Source organism: Flavitalea antarctica (genome assembly GCF_054461535.1).
The window spans coordinates 91,750-109,758 of record NZ_JBTLQG010000006.1; the positions used below are offsets into that span (position 1 = coordinate 91,750).

Consider the following 18,009-nt stretch of genomic DNA (forward strand, 5'->3'; position numbering starts at 1 on the left):
GTTTATGATTTTCCTGTGGCTTTTTTTAATGCTTCCATAATGGTGTTCGGTGCAAGCTTTAATTTAAAATCGTTATCACCATATCCTTTGGCTCCCTTCATGGCGATAGTGACCGCGTCGCTGAAAGCTGCTTCAGAAGCATTTTTTCCTTTTAAGAAAGCTTCCGCTTCTGCCAGTCGCCATGGCTTGTGTGCTACACCACCCATAGCTAACCGAACATCAGTCATTTTCTCACCCTGCATATCAACGGCAGCCGCTACTGAAACGAGTGCAAACGCATAAGACCAGCGGTCACGCACCTTTGAATAATGCACATTTTTCTTAAAGTTATTGTCGGGGATCTCAATGGCTGTGATAAGTTCACCTCGCTCAAGTGTGTTATCTTTTTGGGGAGTCTCACCGGGTAGCCTATGAAAGTTTTGAAATGGAATGCGACGATCTCCTTTAGGACCAGTTATCAGCACCGTAGCGTCCAGTGCTGCCAGCGCAATGGCCATGTCGCTGGGATGAACAGCAATGCAACTGGAGGATGCCCCGAAGATTGCATGCATGCGGTTAAATCCTTTGAGGGCACCGCATCCCGTACCGGGCTCACGCTTGTTGCAGGGCATATCCGTATTATAAAAATAAGGACAGCGGGTACGTTGCATGAGGTTACCACCAATGGTAGCCATATTGCGTAACTGCTGGGAAGCTCCGGCTTTCAGAGCCAGTGCGAGCAATGGTTGTTCTTTTTGGATCAACTCACTGTCAGCAACATCACTATTTAAAGCCATAGCACCTATATGTAGTTTACCTTTTTCTTTCCTGATTTCCTTTAAGGGAAGATTGGTGATATCAATCAACTTTTGGGGATTCATCACTCCTTTTTTCATCAGGTCAATCAGATTGGTTCCACCGGCTATCCATTGAGCAGTACTATCTTTAATCAATGCATCTACTGCTGCCCTGGATGTATTTACTTTTACGTAGCTAAAGTTGATCATAATTTTTGCCCTCCTTTTTTTACATCAGCAATTGCCTTTACTATATTAGGATAGGCACCACACCGGCATATGTTCCCGCTCATATACTCACGAATATCCGCATCGGAATCAGCATGTCCCTCTTTTATGCAGGCAATACCCGACATGATCTGGCCCGGCGTACAATAACCACACTGAAAGCCATCGTGCTTTATAAAAGCTTCCTGCATCGGATGCAGTTTGTCGCCATCTGCTATACCTTCAATTGTAGTAATTTTCTTTCCTTCCTGCATCACTGCAAGCGACATACAGGAAAGCACCCGTCTTCCATCCACATGCACGGTACATGCCCCACATTGGCCATGATCACAGCCTTTCTTGGTGCCAGGTAAAGCGAGTTGTTCGCGAAGCAAATCCAGCAAAGTAACACGTGGTTCGATCGATATCTTATGACTGGTCCCGTTCACTTCGATACTCAGCGGCACCTGTTCAAAATACGCGGCAGCCTTTTCATCTATATGCGCCCCTGCGGCTTTTAGTAATTGCGGAGGTGCTAAAGCCAGGGCGGTTAAAACGGAGGACTGTTTTAAAAAGTTCCTTCGCCCCTCATTTTGGGCAGAGCCGTCAGACCGATTGTCGTGAAGATTTTTGTGAGACATTTTTTGAGGTTTTATTGCGGGTAAGTTGTAACTGGATTGATGTAAGTACGGGTATCCAAAATTATTCCAACAGCCAATTGCCTAATCCAGCTTTTTAAAAATGCTTTGCATGGTTTCAAAATCAACATCCGTCATATCAACCAGCTTTAAGGCTTTAACCATCTTTAATGTCGACGTTTTGTAATGCTGAAAGTGTGGCGTTTTTAAATGCGACTGGTAGGCGTCCTTGTCTTCGTATATTTCCACTATCCTTACCTGCACAGGATTCTCTTTCTGATACATAGCAAAAAGGGCTATTACGCCAGGTTCAATTCGAACTGATGCTGCCGATTCTTCTTTCAAAATAGCTTTGTATTCTTCCAGGTATTGAGGCACGATTTCGATCTCCGAAATGCGAACCATCATTTCCGGTGAGACAACTGACAGTGCAGGCTTATCTATCAATTTATTGAATATGTTAGCCTGCGTTTTGCTGATATGTATTGCAATCAATTCTGCTGCCCCGGCCAGCTGCCCTTCCGCGAGACCTATAACCCGGCCGAATTGTATATGCGACTTAAGCTGTGACTCTACGCCACTCATGGACGCTAATGCAGATATGGTAACTAATTCCCTTTGCTGGTAAGTCAGCACTTCACTATCAAAAATATCTGCGAACAGATGTTCTTTCAGAAAAGCATCTATTCTCGGAGCAAACACTCCAAACCCCGGTGCGGGCTTAGCTTGTGGTGTTCCGGTAAGCTTTTCCAGAACCTTTCTTCCCCTTTCGTACTTATTCTCACTTTCTATGGTAATTAAAATTTCTTTGCCTTGTTTATCAATAATACCCTTCGATTTTCTTTCCTCTACAACCGTCATAAATGTATTTATCGCATTCAGGCTTCGTGGGAAGCCACAATACGCATACAATTGCACCAGCATCTCTTTTATCTCGTTAATTGTCAGCCCGGCATCAAGCCCCTTATTCAACTGAATGTTGAGGTTTGGCAAATCCCCTATTGCAGTAAAAGCGGAAATGGCCACGATCTGCTGCTGCGCAGAGGTCAAGGTGTCGCTGGTGCTTTTTGTTTGTGCTATCAGTTTTTCTCCGACTATCATCATTAACATGAAAAAAAATCCCCATCGAGGAAATCTGATTTTTCTTATTGCCATATTGTTGATTATTGATTTGCTTCATTGAATTCTTCGTCGGTTACCGGCCTTAGCCAGGTCACATTTTCCTGGCCTTTGTAATTGCTTATGGCAATATGAACCATTCCTGGTATATCGCAAATTTCGTTGGTTTGAGGACATCAAACTGAGACAGGATACGGATTAATTTACCAGTTTTACTGATTTTCGATCCATTGGGACTTACAGAAAAGAAGGTTTAGTAAGTTTGTCACAATACCCGAGACATGGCAGCTATAGACAGGATAGATACGGTACAGCAATATAACAATTACGCTGGTGTTGACACACTTCATCCTTTGGTAAGTGTTATTAATTTTAATGAAGTTCCTACCATTCAGCATTTCAGGCGCTATATCGGTCTTTACGCCGTATTTCTGAAAAATATCAAATGCGGCGATATCACTTATGGCTGTCAGCCTTATGACTATGAAGACGGAACCCTGGTATTCATTTCACCCGGACAAATTTATGGAATTGATAGCCATGGAGTAGCTACAAAGCCATCGGGATATGGTTTGGTGTTTCATCCTGATCTGATCGTGGGAACTCATCTGGCTAAGATCATCAAAGATTATACATTCTTTAGTTATGAGGTGAATGAAGCTTTACACCTGTCTAAAAAGGAGCGAAAAACGATAATTGAAAGTTTAGAAAAAATTTCAGCTGAAATCGATCAGAATATGGATAAGCATAGTAAGACGCTTATCGTCTCCAATATCGAATTATTCCTGAATTATTGTATGCGCTTCTATGATCGTCAGTTCCTCACCCGAACCAACGTTAATAAGGACATTCTTGTGCGGTTCGAAAACTTACTAAATGATTATTTCAAATCCGGCAAGTCGCAAACTCACGGATTACCCGGTGTGGCTTATTGTGCGGAACAATTACATCTTTCCGCCAATTATTTTGGAGACCTGATCAAAAAGGAAACAGGGACAACCGCCCTCGATTATATTCATTTAAAATTGATTGATGCAGCAAAGCAAAAAATCTTTGATCCTGGCAAATCCATAAACCAGGTTGCCATTGAATTGGGTTTTAAGTATCAACAGCATTTCACCCGTCTGTTCAAACAAAGGACTGGGATGACACCAAATGAATTCCGGAATTTGAATTAAAACTAGTGTAAGGTATCCCCGACCGCCTGATGCGCGCGAAAATAAAAAGCATTCCGGAAAGGCCAAAAGCTTCATCGTTTGATGGGGCTTTTTTTAGTTCTTAGAAATGATCGCGGATTATTTTGTTAACGCCATCCAAGGCCTGGAGCTACATGGTTCATTATTGATGAAAGAACGTGCACGTTGTATTCAACACCCAAAGTGTTAGGGATCGTCAAAAGAACAGTATCCGCTTCCTTTATCGCTTCATCCCGCTCAAGTTCTTTGATCAGCTGGTCAGGCTCTGCAGCGTAACTTCTTCCAAAAATTGCCTGCCTGTTCATTTCTATTGATCCGATCTTGTCTGTACTGTTGGCATCCCTACCGAAATAAAGCCTGTCCTTGTCATTGACCAATGCAAATATTGAACGGCTCACTGAAACTCTTGGTTCACGTTTGTGTCCTGCTTTTTTCCATGCATCTTTGAACAACCTGATTTGTTCGGCCTGTTGGATATGAAATGGCTTGCCCCCTTCATCAAATTTCAGGGTTGAACTCTGAAGGTGCATTCCGTTTTCTGCAGCCCATATGGCAGTTGCGTTAGAGGCCGCGCCCCACCATATGCGGTCAGCCAATCCTTCCGAATATGGTTCTAACCGTAAAAGCCCTGGAGGATTAGGAAACATCGGGTATGGATTGGGCGTTGCAAACCCAACCCCTCTCAGTTTTTCGAGGAATTGAAGCGCTTTTGCACGACCCATATCAGCTTCAGTCTGATCGCTCTCCGGCCCGTAACCAAAATATCTCCAGCCATCTATAACCTGTTCAGGCGATCCCCTGCTGATACCAAGTTGCAGCCTGCCACGCGAGATAATGTCTGCAGCCCCGGCATCTTCCACCATGTATAATGGATTTTCATAGCGCATGTCAATCACCCCGGTGCCTATTTCTATTTTTTTTGTTTTAATGCCGATAGCAGACAACAATGGAAATGGGGATGCCAGTTGCCGCGCAAAGTGATGTACCCTGAAATATGCTCCGTCCATACCAATTTCCTCTGCTGCCACGGCCAGGTCGATAGACTGAAGCAAGGTATCGCTGGCTGTCCGGGTAGAATATGCCGGATTATTTGCCCAATGACCAAATGATAAAAAACCTATCTTTTTCATGTAATCCTTGTAAAATTTACGTTTGTCGATTTCCGTATAGTATAACGATAACGGGGAACAATTGTTCATTGGTTAACTTTCCACGTTACTTCCCGCTACCTTCATACTGGTTAATGAATGAAGTAATAAAAAGAATGTTTTTTTTTCAATAAGCGCCGTATCCTTGAATGAAAGAAGTTCTATGTACGAAAAGTCCGGAAAAGCGACATATGCCATAAGTGTGCCCTCATAAATTCTTTTTTCAAATTTTTCAGGCATCTTAAACCCAAGGATATTGATATAGTAATTACGGGTACTGTCTAAGTTCTTAACCATAACTGTTGCACTGTAGATTCCAAATCCGTCTCCAGGAAGCCGGCTATTGAATAACTCCTTTTCCGGAGTGGACCTCCAGGATGAGACACATCCAATCAACTTATTTCTTTTTCGCAGGAGAAGAAAACGAAGGGGCCTTCACAGCTGGCCATGGTTCTTTTTCAAGTAATTTCATGGCCTCCTGAACGGCTCGTTCAAGTTGTGGATCATTCCCTTTCGCTACTGCTGCTGCGGTCACCTTTTGTTCAATATCTGGTGCGATGCCTGTGTTCTCAGCTACCCATTTGTTTTGCGCCGGATCGAATATCGCGTTGTCCGGTGCTGTCATTGCCCCGCCATCAACAAAGGAGTAATGAACGGTGGACTTCACGAGTCCGCCCCAGGTACGGGTTCCGATGAGTGGTCCAACTTTCTGTTGTCTGAATATCCACGGGAAGAAATCGCCCCCGGAACCTGCAAGTTCGTTTACCAATAAAACTTTCGGACCCAGGATCCCTGCAGGTAACCGGGTCGGTTGACCGTTGGGCACTTCATTTGTAATAGCTGCCCTGAGGCGACGTACCATCAGGTCTACCATGTAGTCATCCAGCAGCCCACCACCATTAAATCGCTCGTCTATCACTGCGCCTTGTTTGTCCTGTTGTGCAAAATAATACCGGTTGAAGTTATTGAAGCCCGAACCACCAGTATTTGGTACCCAGACATAACCAAGCTTACCATTGGAAAGTTTGTCAACCTTCCTCCGGTTATCTTCCACCCAGGCAAGTTGTCGAAGCGCGTTTTCATTTTCGGTTGGTTGAACAATTATGGTCCAGGCACCTTCCATCGAAGACTTATTATTAATCAGCAGCGTAGTTTGAAGCCTTGCGGTACCATTCAATACTTCGTATGGATCACTGTTGGTGGTAAGGGGTTTGCCGTTTATTGCGAGGATATAGTTGCCTTCTTCCACCTTTAGGTTTGGCTGCGCCAGTGGGGCTATAAGTCCCGGGTTCCAGCTTTCGGTTGTAAAAATCCGTTTGATCTTCCAGTGTTGTCCATCAGCAACCAGGTCGGCACCTAAAACACCTACGCGCGACGTATCGACTGCCGGATAATCACCTCCGAAAACAAAACTATGGCCAACTGAAGTTTCACCTCCTATCTGATCAAGTACGTAAGTGAGATCCGCACGATGTTTTATATAAGGAATCAAAGGCGAATATTGGCTCCATACGTCCTGCCAGTCCCTGCCGTGCATGCTTTTATCATAGAAGTAATCACGCTGGTAACGCCAGGCTTCGGTAACAATTTGTTTCCATTCATCGACCCTGTTGAGTTCCATTCTGATGTTAATAGGCACCAACCCTTCTGTAGGTCCGGCTGGTTTTGTTGTTGACACAACTCTCCATGTTGGCCCTGACCTGAACAATAGCTTTTCTCCATTTGCTGATACTGCAAACTGAGCTCCTGCTTTAACTATTTCATCCATTTTTTTTGACGCAACAGTGTAAAGATTTATTGTATTGCCGCTTACTATAAGGACACTACCTTTCGGGCCGGGGAGCGTTCCATTATAACTCGCTACTGGTATCGGCATAGCAATTATCCGCCTGTCGATATGCTCCCAATCTATCTTTACGCCTTTAAAGGTTGTCGTATCTTTTGTTTTGGGCCTGCTCGTTGTATCCGGCTCTTCATCAGTTTTAAGCGGGAAAGGGTTGGGATCATCTTTGCGAAGCACGGTAATATAAACGCCAAATGTAGCCCTCGCCTGCTGTGAACTGGTGTTGGCCCATCCGGATCCCAAAGCTACATTGGTACTTGCGAGGAAGTATAAGTAACGTCCATTGAGATCCCATGCGGGTGCTATCGCATCGGCCATAGGATCGCTTAGTGGGGTACTTTTTTTAGAATCCAGCGACCAGAGCATAATGCTTCTGAAATTGTTTGAAGCGGACCTGGTATAAGCCAGCCACTTGCTATCCGGCGACCACGAGAGGCTCATATTGCCCCTGTCTAAATTTGCACCACCAACATCTATGGTGCTGATATTGCCGGTTGATAGTTCCACTAATTTTACGCGGACTGCGTTGTCCGTAAAAGCGATGTATTTGCCATCAGGAGACCATGAGGGTGACCATGCTAGTTTGCTTTCACCGATAGATATCTTGCGGGGTTCTTTTATACCTTCCTGGTCGGTGATGTAGAGCGCATATGAATCTCCGCCCTTATCCGAAAACCAGGCGATCTGTCTTCCATCCGGTGACCAAAGCGGCCTGCGGTCAGCAGCATCTGAACTTCGGGTGAGATTTCTGGGATCACCGTTTTCTACAGGTACAGTAAATACCTCACCCCTTGCTTCCAATAAAATCCGTTTGCCGGTTGGAGATAACGATGCATTCGAAACCGAGGAGGTAACATTTTGAAATTTCGTTTCCGCCCAGGGAAAGTCGCCTGTAACGGTTATGGTCAGTTGCTGACTTTTGCCGGAAGCAGGATCAAGTAAATGTATGTATCCATTGTGTTCATACACCAGCTCTTTCCCGTTACCATCCAACCATTTAATATCACCGCTTTTCACGCTGGTAACCTGGCGCAAAGCCGAAGTGGCAGGATTGAACGCCCAGATATTCATGATGAAATCACGGTCGCTTAAAAAATAGATTTCATTATTCATCCATAACGGATGTATGTCCATGCTTCCTTCCGATGGAATGTCCTGTTCTTTCAATGTCTTAAGATCCAACACATGCAACGGTGTATTTTGTCCGCCGCGATAGTGTCTCCATTCTACATCCCAGCGGCTAACCCGGTCAATGGTCAGCCTGGTTCCGTCCGGGGAATAGTTGCCATCGAAAGCAAACGGTGCCGGAAGCAACGTAGAAGGACCGCCTTTGACGGACACTGTCCATAAGCGGTCAAAATCTGTCGGGGCGGTTTCTCTCCCGGAAGCATATAACACCTCCTTCCCGTCAGCACTCCATCCGCGTGGATTTGATTCCGCGGGATACCAGGTCAGGCGCGTTGGAGTTCCTCCCTTTGAAGAAACAATATACACCTGTGGTATGCCTGAACGGTTTGAACTAAATGCGAGCCATTGCCCATCGGGCGAAAAATGAGGGTTAGCCTCTGTGGCAGGTGTGCTGGTTATACGACGCAGGTCGGTACCATTTTTCTGGCAAATCCAGATATCGCCCCCATAGACGAAGGCAACCTCGGTGGCACTGATAGCCGGCTGACGTAACAGCCTTGTGCCTTGCGCGTCTGCTTTGATAAAGCCTAAGAAAAAAAACAAAGAGGATAAGGTGATTAAGAGTTTTGAAGGAGCTGGCATAGAAGGTAGGTTTGTGCTGATCGGATTAGATGATTATATAAGCTAATGTAACGATTTATGTTTAGCCCGGATTCCTGTTGAACGAAAATCAGGCTTACTCCGGAGTTATTGAGACACCAATTTCTTAACTCAGGTAACAGGTAATCAGATAATAATTTTGAACGTTATGGCAGCCGTGCAGCTTCGACTTATGGATGGAAGTTATCATGCAACAACGCCAGCACTGGAACTGGTTGAATATTTGCGATAGAGATGAGTGCATTCAAAGGAGAGTTCAATAAATATGATGATGCATATTTTACGTGATGATCCGTAAGCAAGACCTGTATCAAATGAAGTTCAACAAACAGCGTCTATTTATCGATTCACCGGATTTGCCCGGGGTTTTATGGTAGGGTAATCACACTGTACCCTTATCGTCCCAATGATCCTTAATTACTTTTCCTTCTTTATCTTTCACTATCCTTCTTGCATAACGGTGGCCTTTGATGGACCCATTACTTGTTTTGGTTCCCAGAAAAAGTATTATCGGATTTCCTTCCCCGTCTGTTTTAAATCCGATATCATAACCTTTAAATCGCATCTCAATGAATGTTGAGGGATCATACTTTTTTTCAAGCAATTTGATTATCGGGCTTCCTAGTGGCATCATGGGGATTTTTGGTTAACAGTTATTGTCAACAGAAAAATCATGCCCTTAGCTCAACCTCAAAATTTACCTGTTTATTAAAGGGAGCGGCACCAGAATAGAATTTTGCCAGGCTAAATACTTCTCCTTAAGGTTTGAAAGCTTGCCTGGATTGGTTTGCGATAGATTGACTTTTTCTCCCGGGTCTTCAGCAATGTTAAAAAGATACTCTTTACCCGCGTCGTTCAGGTATTTCCAATTCCCTTCGAGTATTGCATGTTGATTTGTTCGTTGGGTAAGGCGCCAGTAAAAAGTGCGCGCGGTCTCAAGCTTGCTATTTTCAAAAACAGGGATGAGGTTTATGCCATCCGGGGGTAGCCGGGAGTCGCCTTTAGCACCGGCGATTGCTAGAATAGTTGCTGTCCAGTCCATCGTGATCACCGGCTGCCTCGCAGAAGTTCCAGGTTTAATTTTGCCCGGCCACTTTACAAAGGCGGGAACCCTCACCCCACCCTCCCAGGCACTCATCTTGCCTTTTGAATATGGTCCCATATCCGAAAATTTTTCGCCACCGTTGTCACTGGTAAAAATAATCACCGTGTTTTTTTCAAGACCTTTTGATTTCAGCGTTGCCATAATATTGCCAATCTGGTCATCAAGGCTTTTCATCATGGCAGCGTAAATAGCAGGTGATCCATTCGACATCATGCCTCGCGGTAATTGAAAAAGTGAATCATTCAGCGCCTTGTCAGTTGGTCCTTGCCATGGCCAGTGTGGAGCTGTAAACTGAAGACTGAGAAAGAAAGGTTTCGCATGAGGTGTATCGAGAAAGGCGATAGCTTTTGCGGCAAGGAGATCTGTCATATAACCAGTTGGCTCTATCAGGTTTTCATTTTCGTACATGTCAATCCTGCCCGCATCTCCTTTATGGGAAAAATAATCTGCCGCCCCGGTCTTTATACCATAAAAATAATCGAAGCCGTTCTTTGCCGGGGTAAACCTGGTGCCTCTGCCAAGGTGCCATTTCCCGATCAATGCCGTTTCATAGCCTGCTTTTTTCATGGCAGCGGCAATGGAAAAATCTGATTCAGACAACCCGATCTCTTCGTCACGCGGAGATGGGATCCACGGTTCAAGCAGGCCGATCTCCGTCCGGGCGGGATAACGGCCAGTCATAAACGCAGCCCTGGTCGGCGTACACACCGCGGCGGCGGCATATGCGTTTTTGAAGATCATGCCTTCAGAGGCAAGCTTATCAAAATTGGGAGTCTGATAATCCTTCCTGCCGAAACAACTCAGATCTGCATAGCCCATATCATCCGCCATAATGTAGATGATATTCGGTTGTTGACAGAATACATTCCCTGCTATAACAACGCATAGCAGCACCAGCAACAATCGCTGTACAAACAATCGCAAATAGAGATCCATAAAGAACAAAACAGGTACGCGCCAGAAGAGCATATTGCAAATATTTGAAGTGACTCAAGAGGCAATCGCTCAATATGAATTCTTTAGGACGGGATCGGTAAGATTTCAGTTAGAGAACGTGGCCCAGGCAAAACAAACCAGGAACAAAAAGATGATTATATGAATGAAATCGAATTCGAACTCAACTTCAGTTTCCGAACCTTTACCAAGAAATGCCAAAATCAGGCTTTTCAACTTTTTCATAAGGGTACTTTGAATGTGAAGAGATGAAGAGCAGGACAGCCTGGATTTTATATCAACAAGATAGCGGTTTGTTTCAATATTGCAAACCATCCTGGCATATGGGCTACAGTGCAAATAAACGATTTATGCAAGTCCAAGTTGCTGCATCATGGCCATCTGGTCCCAGATCTCCCACCGCTTTGCGACCTTGCCATCTACAACATAATCGATGATATGGCCCTCGATCTCTACCTTTTTTCCGGTCGCTGGCATGTCTCCAAACGGTCCGGTATTTGACCCGGTGGCCGTCCAGCGTGTGCTGAACTTATGGCCCGAACTGAATTGATCTTCGATAGTAAAATGCAGATCCGGGAAAGCGACAAATAATCCCGCCACCATTTCAGTGAACTGCTCCACCGTGAGGTCACGTCGGGTATTACCGTTGATATGTACTATACAATCATGATGGAATACTTCATTAGCAACAGAAACATCTCCATTGTTCAGGCCTTCAACCCATTTTTGTTCGTATTCAGAAACAATTACCGGTAAGTTTGGATGAGCAATCATAATAGCCTCCATATTTTGTTGTGAAGAAAAAGACCCGAACCCGAAACTCAGGTTCGTGTTGAAACCCAATGCGAGTTCACACAAGGAGAAGATATTTGACCGTGTTCTAAGGGCTGGAGAAGGAAATGAAAGAAAATTGTGGTAATCTAATTTACATAATTAACCGCGAATAAGGAACTTTACCGCACCAACGGAATGACCTTCCTGCGCGCCAATTGAATCGACCCTCCTGCCCGGAACCTCATAAAGCCTTCAAATTTTGATAATTGGCAAAATTTTGATTAATTTCGTTGTATAACTATGTGTGTATGAAGGCATCAATGGGTTCCCGGGTAAGAGAAGCGTTGTCAACTACAAAAACCGCTAAGGTTTTGACGGCAGCAATAATTGCTAATAATCGCTACAATAATGATGTAATAAGGGTCAACGGCGCACTCCCTAACGGAGAAACGCTGGTCCTTAAGCGCATAAGTCTCAAAGATAGATGAGTCTTGCTGTAGGCTTTCTCATTATTTTCCTCCTCGCTGTTCCAGGTATAGTTTTTCGTGTTACCTATCTCTCCAGTCCTTATTCGAAAAGGAATATCAATACCACTACCCTGGAAGAGATCTACAGTTCCCTGATCCCTGCTTTTATTTTTCATTCTATATCCGTACTGGTGCTTGCCGGATTAGGTTATATAATCAATTTCCAGTTCATCTTCAACCTCCTGGTAGCCAATACCTCAGCAAAAGACATAAACAAGCTGAATGATTATCTTTTTTCGTTCCTGGTGTACATGTTCATCAACACAGTAGTAAACTTCCTTGCTGCACTGTTTTTGCGGAAGTTGGTACTGCGCTATAATGTTTACAGAAAATTTCCCGTCCTCGCCATTTATAATAAATGGTATGATATACTCAAACCGAAAAGTAAAGCCGCTGAACCTATTTCTGTATGGCTGGATGTATTGCTGGAAACCAGGAATGACACTTTGATTTACAGAGGTTTTCTGACGGATTTCTGGCTGGATAAAGATGGAGGTATTAAGGAGCTTCATATGGAAGATGTGAGACGAAGAGTTTTATCAAAAGATGAGAAAGCGGAAGGCCTGGATTTTTATCAGACACCAGATGCTGAAATAAATCCACCTGATAATAAAACACAGCCAGCCATTTCAGAGACAATAATTTTTGAGTCAGGAATAACGGAAGAAATAGATGAAAGATATTATCACATACCCGGAGAAATATTTATCATCAAATACGCAGATGTTAAAAACATGAACATTACTTATTATTCCGAATTATAAACCCTTGCTTATGCAGCGCTTAACATAAGCTGGCATTTGAAGCTCTAGATTATGGGATTTGAAAAGGTGGCTTGAAGGATTTACCAGGTCCGCACCAGAGAATCAAAATTTTTTCATTGTTTGTACAGGATATACATCCCTATCAGCTGCTGCCGGGAATCCAAAATTTGGATGAGATATACCGTCCAATGATGTCACCGTCAACCCAAATGTTAGGCAAAAATGCGGGTTGGTGAAACCAGCTTGCTAGTATCAACCCCGTTATGTCTTACCGGGTTCTACTTAGTGACCATTTTAAAACAGGCTTCTGTTTGTTTTATGCTGGAAGAACGGATATTTTCGTATACCAATTCTATGAAAGCAATTTTAGTCGCCCTCGTCTGTATAGTATGCTATCTCACTTCATGTACAAAGTCCCCGATCAGTACTGCGCCGCGAAAAGTCGGCGTAAATGATCACCCCGCGTCATTCATCCATTACACGATTGAACGCGGTAGTCATTATAGCAATAGAAATCCGGTGATTGCCGTTGATTACCGGCGGCAGCAGTTTATAGCCGTGTTTGACAGCTCAGCCGTATACCGGACGATTAATCCTGCCAATCAGTACGACGTGAACAAATTGTATGGGTTTTCGGATAATAATGAACACCATCACCGTAACAGCGCACGTTTTGGATGGAGATGGAGCGACAGTGCGCTAAGGATATTCGCGTACGTATATAACGAAGGGGCAATGATGACCCGGGAAATTGGAACCATCACCATTGGGACTGCACATCAATTTGAAATAGAAATTTCTCAGGGTTCATATATCTTCACATTGAATGAAAAAAAGTTGGTTATGTCCAGGACCAGCCGCACCCATACTGGCATCGGCTACAAGCTATATCCTTATTTTGGTGGAGATGAAGCTGCTCCGCACGACGTCCGTATCCTGATTCGGGAAATCAATTAGCCTACTAAAACCGCTTTCACCACCGTAATCATGGGTAACGATAACGACACTTTTAACATGGACCTTAGTTTAGAAGCCATGCAAAGATTTCATGCATGAACTCCGGGCACTGGTAGTTGTTTACGCCTTCCCAACTGGTCATGTCGAGGGAGACCATACCATCACCCATGGCGATGATCTTACCACCACTATCCAGGTTCTTGTAGACTCCCAGATCAACCGCGTAAAGCCTTACCGGTAGAAGGGCCCAAGGTCGAATTTGGTAAACTGCCGGTCTCTCAACAAGTTACGCCAGGCAATATTCATGCAATTCAAAAGCCTATCTTTAAATTGAATGATAACTTTCACGGACATTTGAAGTGCCAATCAGTTCACCACCTGATGCCGTTTGTTTTGAATATTTACATCGGCTTCAATATTGTCCGCTTCCGGACAGCGGGGTGTACCCTACCGGCCATAACCCTGACTTAGCCTGAAGCATTCTGCCGGCCCCTCCGGAAAATTGCCCGTTGTTGACGTGCATTAAGTGCTGCCAGTTACCGTGTTATTGATGTTGTCAATTACATTGCCCACTGGCCCCGAACCAGCTGCGTTTCAATACCATAATGTTCTAAATTGTTTCCCCAACTCTTTACAATGAAGGAGCTATGAATTGGTTTGACTTCGTGCGGCTATGTTGATATATATTCTTCTTAATATATCCGGATGATTGGTAGCCGGAATGGATTTTATTGAACCACCTTATAAAATTCCATGACTGATTGCATGCTGTCTTTCAGCGACCCCGATGCTTCATCAAAAAAATTATCTTTCATTCTTTTAGAAGCTTTGTTGTCTGATGATTTTTTGATGAGCACGCGAATAGGTTCCAGGCCGTCGAAAAAAGGCGCAACCTGTTTTTCAAGTGCCGGCGATTCTGCTTCTATCGTTTGAAGTACAGTTTCGTATTCATCCATGATATTATGAATCTCTTTCACATTGTCCGGACTATGCCTTCTTGGTATCCGCTCAAATAATTCTTTCAGGGCTGTGGTTGTAGTGTTCATCCGGGAGAAATCGTTTATTATGATTCTGATATTGGTTCTTCTTTCATACTTACTATTTGGAACTGAGGATTAATCTCTTTAAACTTGCGAAAAGTCCGCTGGTGCAAGAAAGGTTCTTGTAATGGTAGATACGGTGTCCTTATACTCGGGCAGGTCTTTGATCTTTATCCATTCCGGATCAGTAGTGAACACCTTCCAGTTTTTATCGTGCTCAGCCATATCATCAAAGGCAATCATGTATGTCAGATTCGGTATCTTCTCTCCAATCAGCGTTTCGCCGAAAAAAACGGGATCAAGTCCTACCCTTTTAAAAATTTCTATCTCACCACCTTCGTTGAACATGTGTATCTTTTTGATTCCCGCCAGTTCACTGTGGCTCTCATAGCGCCTTAACTCCAGTAACCGTGGTTTCTTTGCCGGCACTATCATTTGTGGCAAATTTGTAAAAGACTTTAAGAGTGAGCTTTGAATCCGGGAATAAGCAGGTGTTTTAGCCTCTGCCTTAAGATATGCTTCAGCACCGGACTGGTAGGCTTTATCTTTTATCAATGCGTCCCTCATACCGGTGAAAGCTTCAATGGAACTAAACGGGATCAGCACAAATAGTTTTGGTTGTCCCTTAGCTTCCATTTCCCTGAACACGCCGATGTTTTTACTACCCAGCCTGTTCAATGCAGGGATAGCAGCTTTTTCATAATATTCCTCTACAAGTTTTTGCTGTGCATCATTGGCGAAGGTGTATTCTCTTAATTCATAGAATTCCTGTCTTTTCTTCTTATGTTGTTCGCTATCACCCGTGGCCAAAGCAAATGCAGGCGATATACCAGCTGCAAAAGCGGTTAACATGGAAGCATTTAAAAAACGGCGTCTTTGCATATCGTTGTTTGTATTTTCTAAATTAATAAATTATATACAGTTGAAAATTGCGCTTGTGATAATACTGCGAATGAACGTTTTTTAATCAACGAACAAATCTTTCAAAAAATTCCCATGTCCTTAACATCTGACCGATTCTTTGCCTGTTGTCTCCGCTCCTTGTAAGTTCGTGGGTCGCATTCGGATGGCGGACATATTCTACGGGCCGGCCGAGGACCTTTAAACTTCTATACAACATTTCACTTTGAACAAACCCGGTGCGTCGATCATTATCCCCATGAAATATCAGGTACGGAGTAGTGATCTCATTAACATAACTGATCGGCGATTCCCGTTGGAGCACTTTCTGAACTTCCGGCTGCCAGGGATAACCACCAAAATAATTTGGTACCAGGCGCCATGCATTACCCTCACCAAAAAATGTTGCCAGGTCGTACACCCCCCTTTGTGAGCTGGCAGCTTTGAAGCGTTTATCATGAGAGATTATCCAGGCTACCAGGTAACCGGCATAAGATCCACCACTAACGACCATCTTTGAAGTATCGATCCAGTTTTCTGCAACAGCTTTGTCCAAAGATGTAAGCACATCGCTTGTTGGTCCGGCACCCCAGTCATTCACATTTGCCCTCAGGAAATCCAATCCATATCCACCGGAACCCCGGGGATTGCAATAAACCACTCCGTATCCCTGGCTGCAAAAAAACTGGAACTCATGCCACATACTTGCTTCTCCTGGTCCCCACATGGCAGATGGCCCACCATGTATATTTAAGAGCACGGGATATTTCTTTCCTTCCTGGTAAGCGGCAGGCTTCATCATCCAGTATTCAATGGTGAGGCCCTTATCGTTTGTGAACGTTTTCTTTTCGGGGAGAGAAAGTTTTTTCAACTTCACCCAGTTATTAAAACTGCTCAAAGGCTTAACCACTTTCATCTCTTTATCTGAAAGATATACTTCACCGGGATTGGTAACTTCTGTTTTTGCAAAAACTATTTTCTCACTGGAAATATCATAGCTGTAAATGCCGGCATTGTAGTCACCGAATTGCTGCACTTTCTTCGTCTTGAGATCTACTCTGTAAACAGGTACGCCTCCATTTGATAGCGCACTGAAATAAAGAAATTTCTCATCCGGACTCCAGTTAAAATTACTTTTACTACGATCGAAGGGAATGGTCACGATATCTTTTACTGAGCCATTTACGGGCATGATGGCAAGAGATGGCACAGACACAAAAGACGTATTGCCATACTGAAATGCGAGCCACTTGCCGGACGGAGATATGCGTGGACTATTGTACGATTTACCTTCTTCTCCCAATATTTTTCGGAGGTTGCTTCCGTCAGCATCAGCAATAAATATTTCGCTTTCAAGGGAGCGGTCCGGGTGTTGCAGGGAATCCAGATCGCCGGAGAAAATAATGTGCTTACCGTCCGGTGTGAAGTCAGCATTTGTAAATCTTGCGAATCCTTTGGTCAGCGGCCTTGGGACAGCAGTCGTATCTGCATCGACCACGAAGATGTGGGTGAAGTTCAGATCCGGCGACACATTGGTTTCGCTTTGAAAATTTAGTTTATTAAAGACGACTGCCTTCCGGTCCTTTTCATTTTCGCTTAACCAGGCCCTTACCTGTTCATAATTGCCATCCGGATCCGCTTTAATACCTGGGTTCAGAGGCCCGATGTTTTTGCTGAAGCCAGGTCTTTCAAATGACCATGCGGGCAAACCACCTTTCACATTGAGCACTGAATCCTTCAACATATCCCTCGATGAGATAGAGCCTGAAAACAAAATCTTTTTGCCATCCGGTGACCACACAGGGTTTGAAGCGCCATAAGCATGCCTGGTCAGCTGACGGGGTTCGCCTCCGTCCATTGATAACAGGAAGAGTTGCGATTTCCCTTCCGAGACGCGTGCAAATACCAGTTGCCTGCCATCAGGGCTCCAGGCCGGCTGGGACGCACCTTCACTGGCAGTTGTGAGCTGGCGGGGCGCTGACCTTCCGTCTGTAGCAACAACATAGATCTGCGTAACGTACTTATAATCCCCTTTGCCGGCAGGATCGGTTATAATTGAGTTTAATGTAAAAGCCGCCCGGGTGCCGTCTTTCGACAATGTAATATTATCAGGTCTTTTTATTTTAAGCATGTCGGTGACACGCATCGGTTCGGTGCCGTTTTGAGCTTGCACTGAATAAAGGATCAGAAAAAATAAAAACGAAGAACATATTTTTCTCATGCGATAGCTTTGGGATTTCAATGTACTGAATAAATGTATTGCAGCCGTTTCG

At 44.2% G+C, this 18,009-nt stretch carries 18 protein-coding genes; 5 read left to right on the top strand and 13 right to left on the bottom strand.

Going from position 1 to position 18,009, the window contains the following annotated elements; all coding sequences use genetic code 11:
* Positions 1-2: 2 nt before the first annotated feature.
* From ACX0G7_RS08320 to ACX0G7_RS08330, 3 genes are all read right to left on the bottom strand, one after another.
* A complete protein-coding gene (locus tag ACX0G7_RS08320) occupies positions 3-986 on the bottom strand; it encodes an FAD binding domain-containing protein (protein ID WP_458922985.1) in 984 nt (327 codons plus the stop codon).
* A complete protein-coding gene (locus ACX0G7_RS08325; RefSeq protein WP_458922986.1) occupies positions 983-1,624 on the bottom strand; it encodes a (2Fe-2S)-binding protein in 642 nt (213 codons plus the stop codon). The genes ACX0G7_RS08320 and ACX0G7_RS08325 overlap by 4 nt, the downstream gene beginning before the upstream one ends.
* A gap of 81 nt (positions 1,625-1,705) precedes the next feature.
* Positions 1,706-2,776, bottom strand: coding sequence for a carboxymuconolactone decarboxylase family protein (locus ACX0G7_RS08330; protein WP_458922987.1), 1,071 nt, complete (start codon positions 2,774-2,776; stop codon positions 1,706-1,708).
* A 245-nt stretch (positions 2,777-3,021) separates the two neighbouring features.
* Here ACX0G7_RS08330 and ACX0G7_RS08335 point away from each other — a divergent pair, with 245 nt between their 5' ends.
* On the top strand, positions 3,022-3,918 hold the full coding sequence (locus ACX0G7_RS08335) for a helix-turn-helix domain-containing protein (RefSeq protein WP_458922988.1): 897 nt from the start codon (positions 3,022-3,024) through the stop codon (positions 3,916-3,918).
* Between the two features lie 125 nt (positions 3,919-4,043).
* Here the strand turns inward: ACX0G7_RS08335 and ACX0G7_RS08340 are convergent, their stop codons facing one another.
* From ACX0G7_RS08340 to ACX0G7_RS08370, 7 genes are all read right to left on the bottom strand, one after another.
* Positions 4,044-5,066, bottom strand: a complete 1,023-nt coding sequence (locus tag ACX0G7_RS08340) for an LLM class flavin-dependent oxidoreductase (RefSeq protein ID WP_458922989.1) — start codon at positions 5,064-5,066, stop codon at positions 4,044-4,046.
* Between the two features lie 72 nt (positions 5,067-5,138).
* Positions 5,139-5,480, bottom strand: a complete 342-nt coding sequence (locus ACX0G7_RS08345; protein ID WP_458922990.1) for a VOC family protein — start codon at positions 5,478-5,480, stop codon at positions 5,139-5,141.
* A gap of 1 nt (position 5,481) precedes the next feature.
* On the bottom strand, positions 5,482-8,697 hold the full coding sequence (locus ACX0G7_RS08350; protein WP_458922991.1) for a S41 family peptidase: 3,216 nt from the start codon (positions 8,695-8,697) through the stop codon (positions 5,482-5,484).
* A gap of 400 nt (positions 8,698-9,097) precedes the next feature.
* Positions 9,098-9,349, bottom strand: coding sequence for a hypothetical protein (locus tag ACX0G7_RS08355; protein WP_458922992.1), 252 nt, complete (start codon positions 9,347-9,349; stop codon positions 9,098-9,100).
* Positions 9,350-9,412: 63 nt separating this feature from the next.
* Positions 9,413-10,789: a sulfatase-like hydrolase/transferase gene (locus ACX0G7_RS08360; RefSeq protein ID WP_458922993.1), complete on the bottom strand. Its 1,377-nt coding sequence runs from the start codon at positions 10,787-10,789 to the stop codon at positions 9,413-9,415.
* Positions 10,790-10,861: 72 nt separating this feature from the next.
* Entirely contained in the window at positions 10,862-10,999 is a 138-nt protein-coding gene (locus ACX0G7_RS08365) for a hypothetical protein (protein WP_458922994.1), read from the bottom strand.
* A gap of 123 nt (positions 11,000-11,122) precedes the next feature.
* Positions 11,123-11,560 (bottom strand): ester cyclase, encoded by a 438-nt coding sequence (locus ACX0G7_RS08370; RefSeq protein ID WP_458922995.1) that lies wholly within the window; start codon positions 11,558-11,560, stop codon positions 11,123-11,125.
* A gap of 296 nt (positions 11,561-11,856) precedes the next feature.
* Here ACX0G7_RS08370 and ACX0G7_RS08375 point away from each other — a divergent pair, with 296 nt between their 5' ends.
* From ACX0G7_RS08375 to ACX0G7_RS08390, 4 genes are all read left to right on the top strand, one after another.
* Positions 11,857-12,036 (top strand): hypothetical protein, encoded by a 180-nt coding sequence (locus tag ACX0G7_RS08375; protein ID WP_458922996.1) that lies wholly within the window; start codon positions 11,857-11,859, stop codon positions 12,034-12,036.
* Positions 12,033-12,839 (top strand): hypothetical protein, encoded by an 807-nt coding sequence (locus tag ACX0G7_RS08380; protein ID WP_458922997.1) that lies wholly within the window; start codon positions 12,033-12,035, stop codon positions 12,837-12,839. The genes ACX0G7_RS08375 and ACX0G7_RS08380 overlap by 4 nt, the downstream gene beginning before the upstream one ends.
* A 354-nt stretch (positions 12,840-13,193) precedes the next feature.
* Positions 13,194-13,796 (top strand): hypothetical protein, encoded by a 603-nt coding sequence (locus ACX0G7_RS08385; RefSeq protein WP_458922998.1) that lies wholly within the window; start codon positions 13,194-13,196, stop codon positions 13,794-13,796.
* A gap of 91 nt (positions 13,797-13,887) precedes the next feature.
* Positions 13,888-14,037: a hypothetical protein gene (locus tag ACX0G7_RS08390; protein WP_458922999.1), complete on the top strand. Its 150-nt coding sequence runs from the start codon at positions 13,888-13,890 to the stop codon at positions 14,035-14,037.
* A gap of 487 nt (positions 14,038-14,524) precedes the next feature.
* Here ACX0G7_RS08390 and ACX0G7_RS08395 read toward each other — a convergent pair whose 3' ends face one another.
* The 3 genes from ACX0G7_RS08395 to ACX0G7_RS08405 all read right to left on the bottom strand — a co-directional run bounded on the left by ACX0G7_RS08395 (position 14,525) and on the right by ACX0G7_RS08405 (position 17,957).
* Complete coding sequence (locus ACX0G7_RS08395) at positions 14,525-14,842, bottom strand: hypothetical protein (RefSeq protein WP_458923000.1); 318 nt, start codon at positions 14,840-14,842, stop codon at positions 14,525-14,527.
* 78 nt (positions 14,843-14,920) lie between these two features.
* Complete coding sequence (locus tag ACX0G7_RS08400; protein ID WP_458923001.1) at positions 14,921-15,718, bottom strand: NIPSNAP family protein; 798 nt, start codon at positions 15,716-15,718, stop codon at positions 14,921-14,923.
* Between the two features lie 85 nt (positions 15,719-15,803).
* The gene (locus ACX0G7_RS08405; protein ID WP_458923002.1) at positions 15,804-17,957 is read right to left on the bottom strand and encodes a S9 family peptidase; all 2,154 of its coding nucleotides are present in this window, start codon (positions 17,955-17,957) and stop codon (positions 15,804-15,806) included.
* Positions 17,958-18,009 lie beyond the last annotated feature (52 nt).

What these genes read in the sequence shown, in the direction of transcription:
- ACX0G7_RS08330 (WP_458922987.1), bottom strand. Translation starts at nt 2,776, where the DNA reads ATGGCAATAAGAAAAATCAGATTTCCTCGATGGGGATTTTTTTTCATG.
- ACX0G7_RS08360 (WP_458922993.1), bottom strand. Translation starts at nt 10,789, where the DNA reads ATGCTCTTCTGGCGCGTACCTGTTTTGTTCTTTATGGATCTCTATTTG.
- ACX0G7_RS08395 (WP_458923000.1), bottom strand. Translation starts at nt 14,842, where the DNA reads ATGAACACTACAACCACAGCCCTGAAAGAATTATTTGAGCGGATACCA.
- ACX0G7_RS08380 (WP_458922997.1), top strand. Translation starts at nt 12,033, where the DNA reads ATGAGTCTTGCTGTAGGCTTTCTCATTATTTTCCTCCTCGCTGTTCCA.
- ACX0G7_RS08370 (WP_458922995.1), bottom strand. Translation starts at nt 11,560, where the DNA reads ATGGAGGCTATTATGATTGCTCATCCAAACTTACCGGTAATTGTTTCT.
- ACX0G7_RS08390 (WP_458922999.1), top strand. Translation starts at nt 13,888, where the DNA reads ATGCATGAACTCCGGGCACTGGTAGTTGTTTACGCCTTCCCAACTGGT.
- ACX0G7_RS08400 (WP_458923001.1), bottom strand. Translation starts at nt 15,718, where the DNA reads ATGCAAAGACGCCGTTTTTTAAATGCTTCCATGTTAACCGCTTTTGCA.
- ACX0G7_RS08325 (WP_458922986.1), bottom strand. Translation starts at nt 1,624, where the DNA reads ATGTCTCACAAAAATCTTCACGACAATCGGTCTGACGGCTCTGCCCAA.
- ACX0G7_RS08365 (WP_458922994.1), bottom strand. Translation starts at nt 10,999, where the DNA reads ATGAAAAAGTTGAAAAGCCTGATTTTGGCATTTCTTGGTAAAGGTTCG.
- ACX0G7_RS08355 (WP_458922992.1), bottom strand. Translation starts at nt 9,349, where the DNA reads ATGATGCCACTAGGAAGCCCGATAATCAAATTGCTTGAAAAAAAGTAT.
- ACX0G7_RS08375 (WP_458922996.1), top strand. Translation starts at nt 11,857, where the DNA reads ATGAAGGCATCAATGGGTTCCCGGGTAAGAGAAGCGTTGTCAACTACA.
- ACX0G7_RS08335 (WP_458922988.1), top strand. Translation starts at nt 3,022, where the DNA reads ATGGCAGCTATAGACAGGATAGATACGGTACAGCAATATAACAATTAC.
- ACX0G7_RS08405 (WP_458923002.1), bottom strand. Translation starts at nt 17,957, where the DNA reads ATGAGAAAAATATGTTCTTCGTTTTTATTTTTTCTGATCCTTTATTCA.
- ACX0G7_RS08350 (WP_458922991.1), bottom strand. Translation starts at nt 8,697, where the DNA reads ATGCCAGCTCCTTCAAAACTCTTAATCACCTTATCCTCTTTGTTTTTT.
- ACX0G7_RS08320 (WP_458922985.1), bottom strand. Translation starts at nt 986, where the DNA reads ATGATCAACTTTAGCTACGTAAAAGTAAATACATCCAGGGCAGCAGTA.
- ACX0G7_RS08340 (WP_458922989.1), bottom strand. Translation starts at nt 5,066, where the DNA reads ATGAAAAAGATAGGTTTTTTATCATTTGGTCATTGGGCAAATAATCCG.
- ACX0G7_RS08385 (WP_458922998.1), top strand. Translation starts at nt 13,194, where the DNA reads ATGAAAGCAATTTTAGTCGCCCTCGTCTGTATAGTATGCTATCTCACT.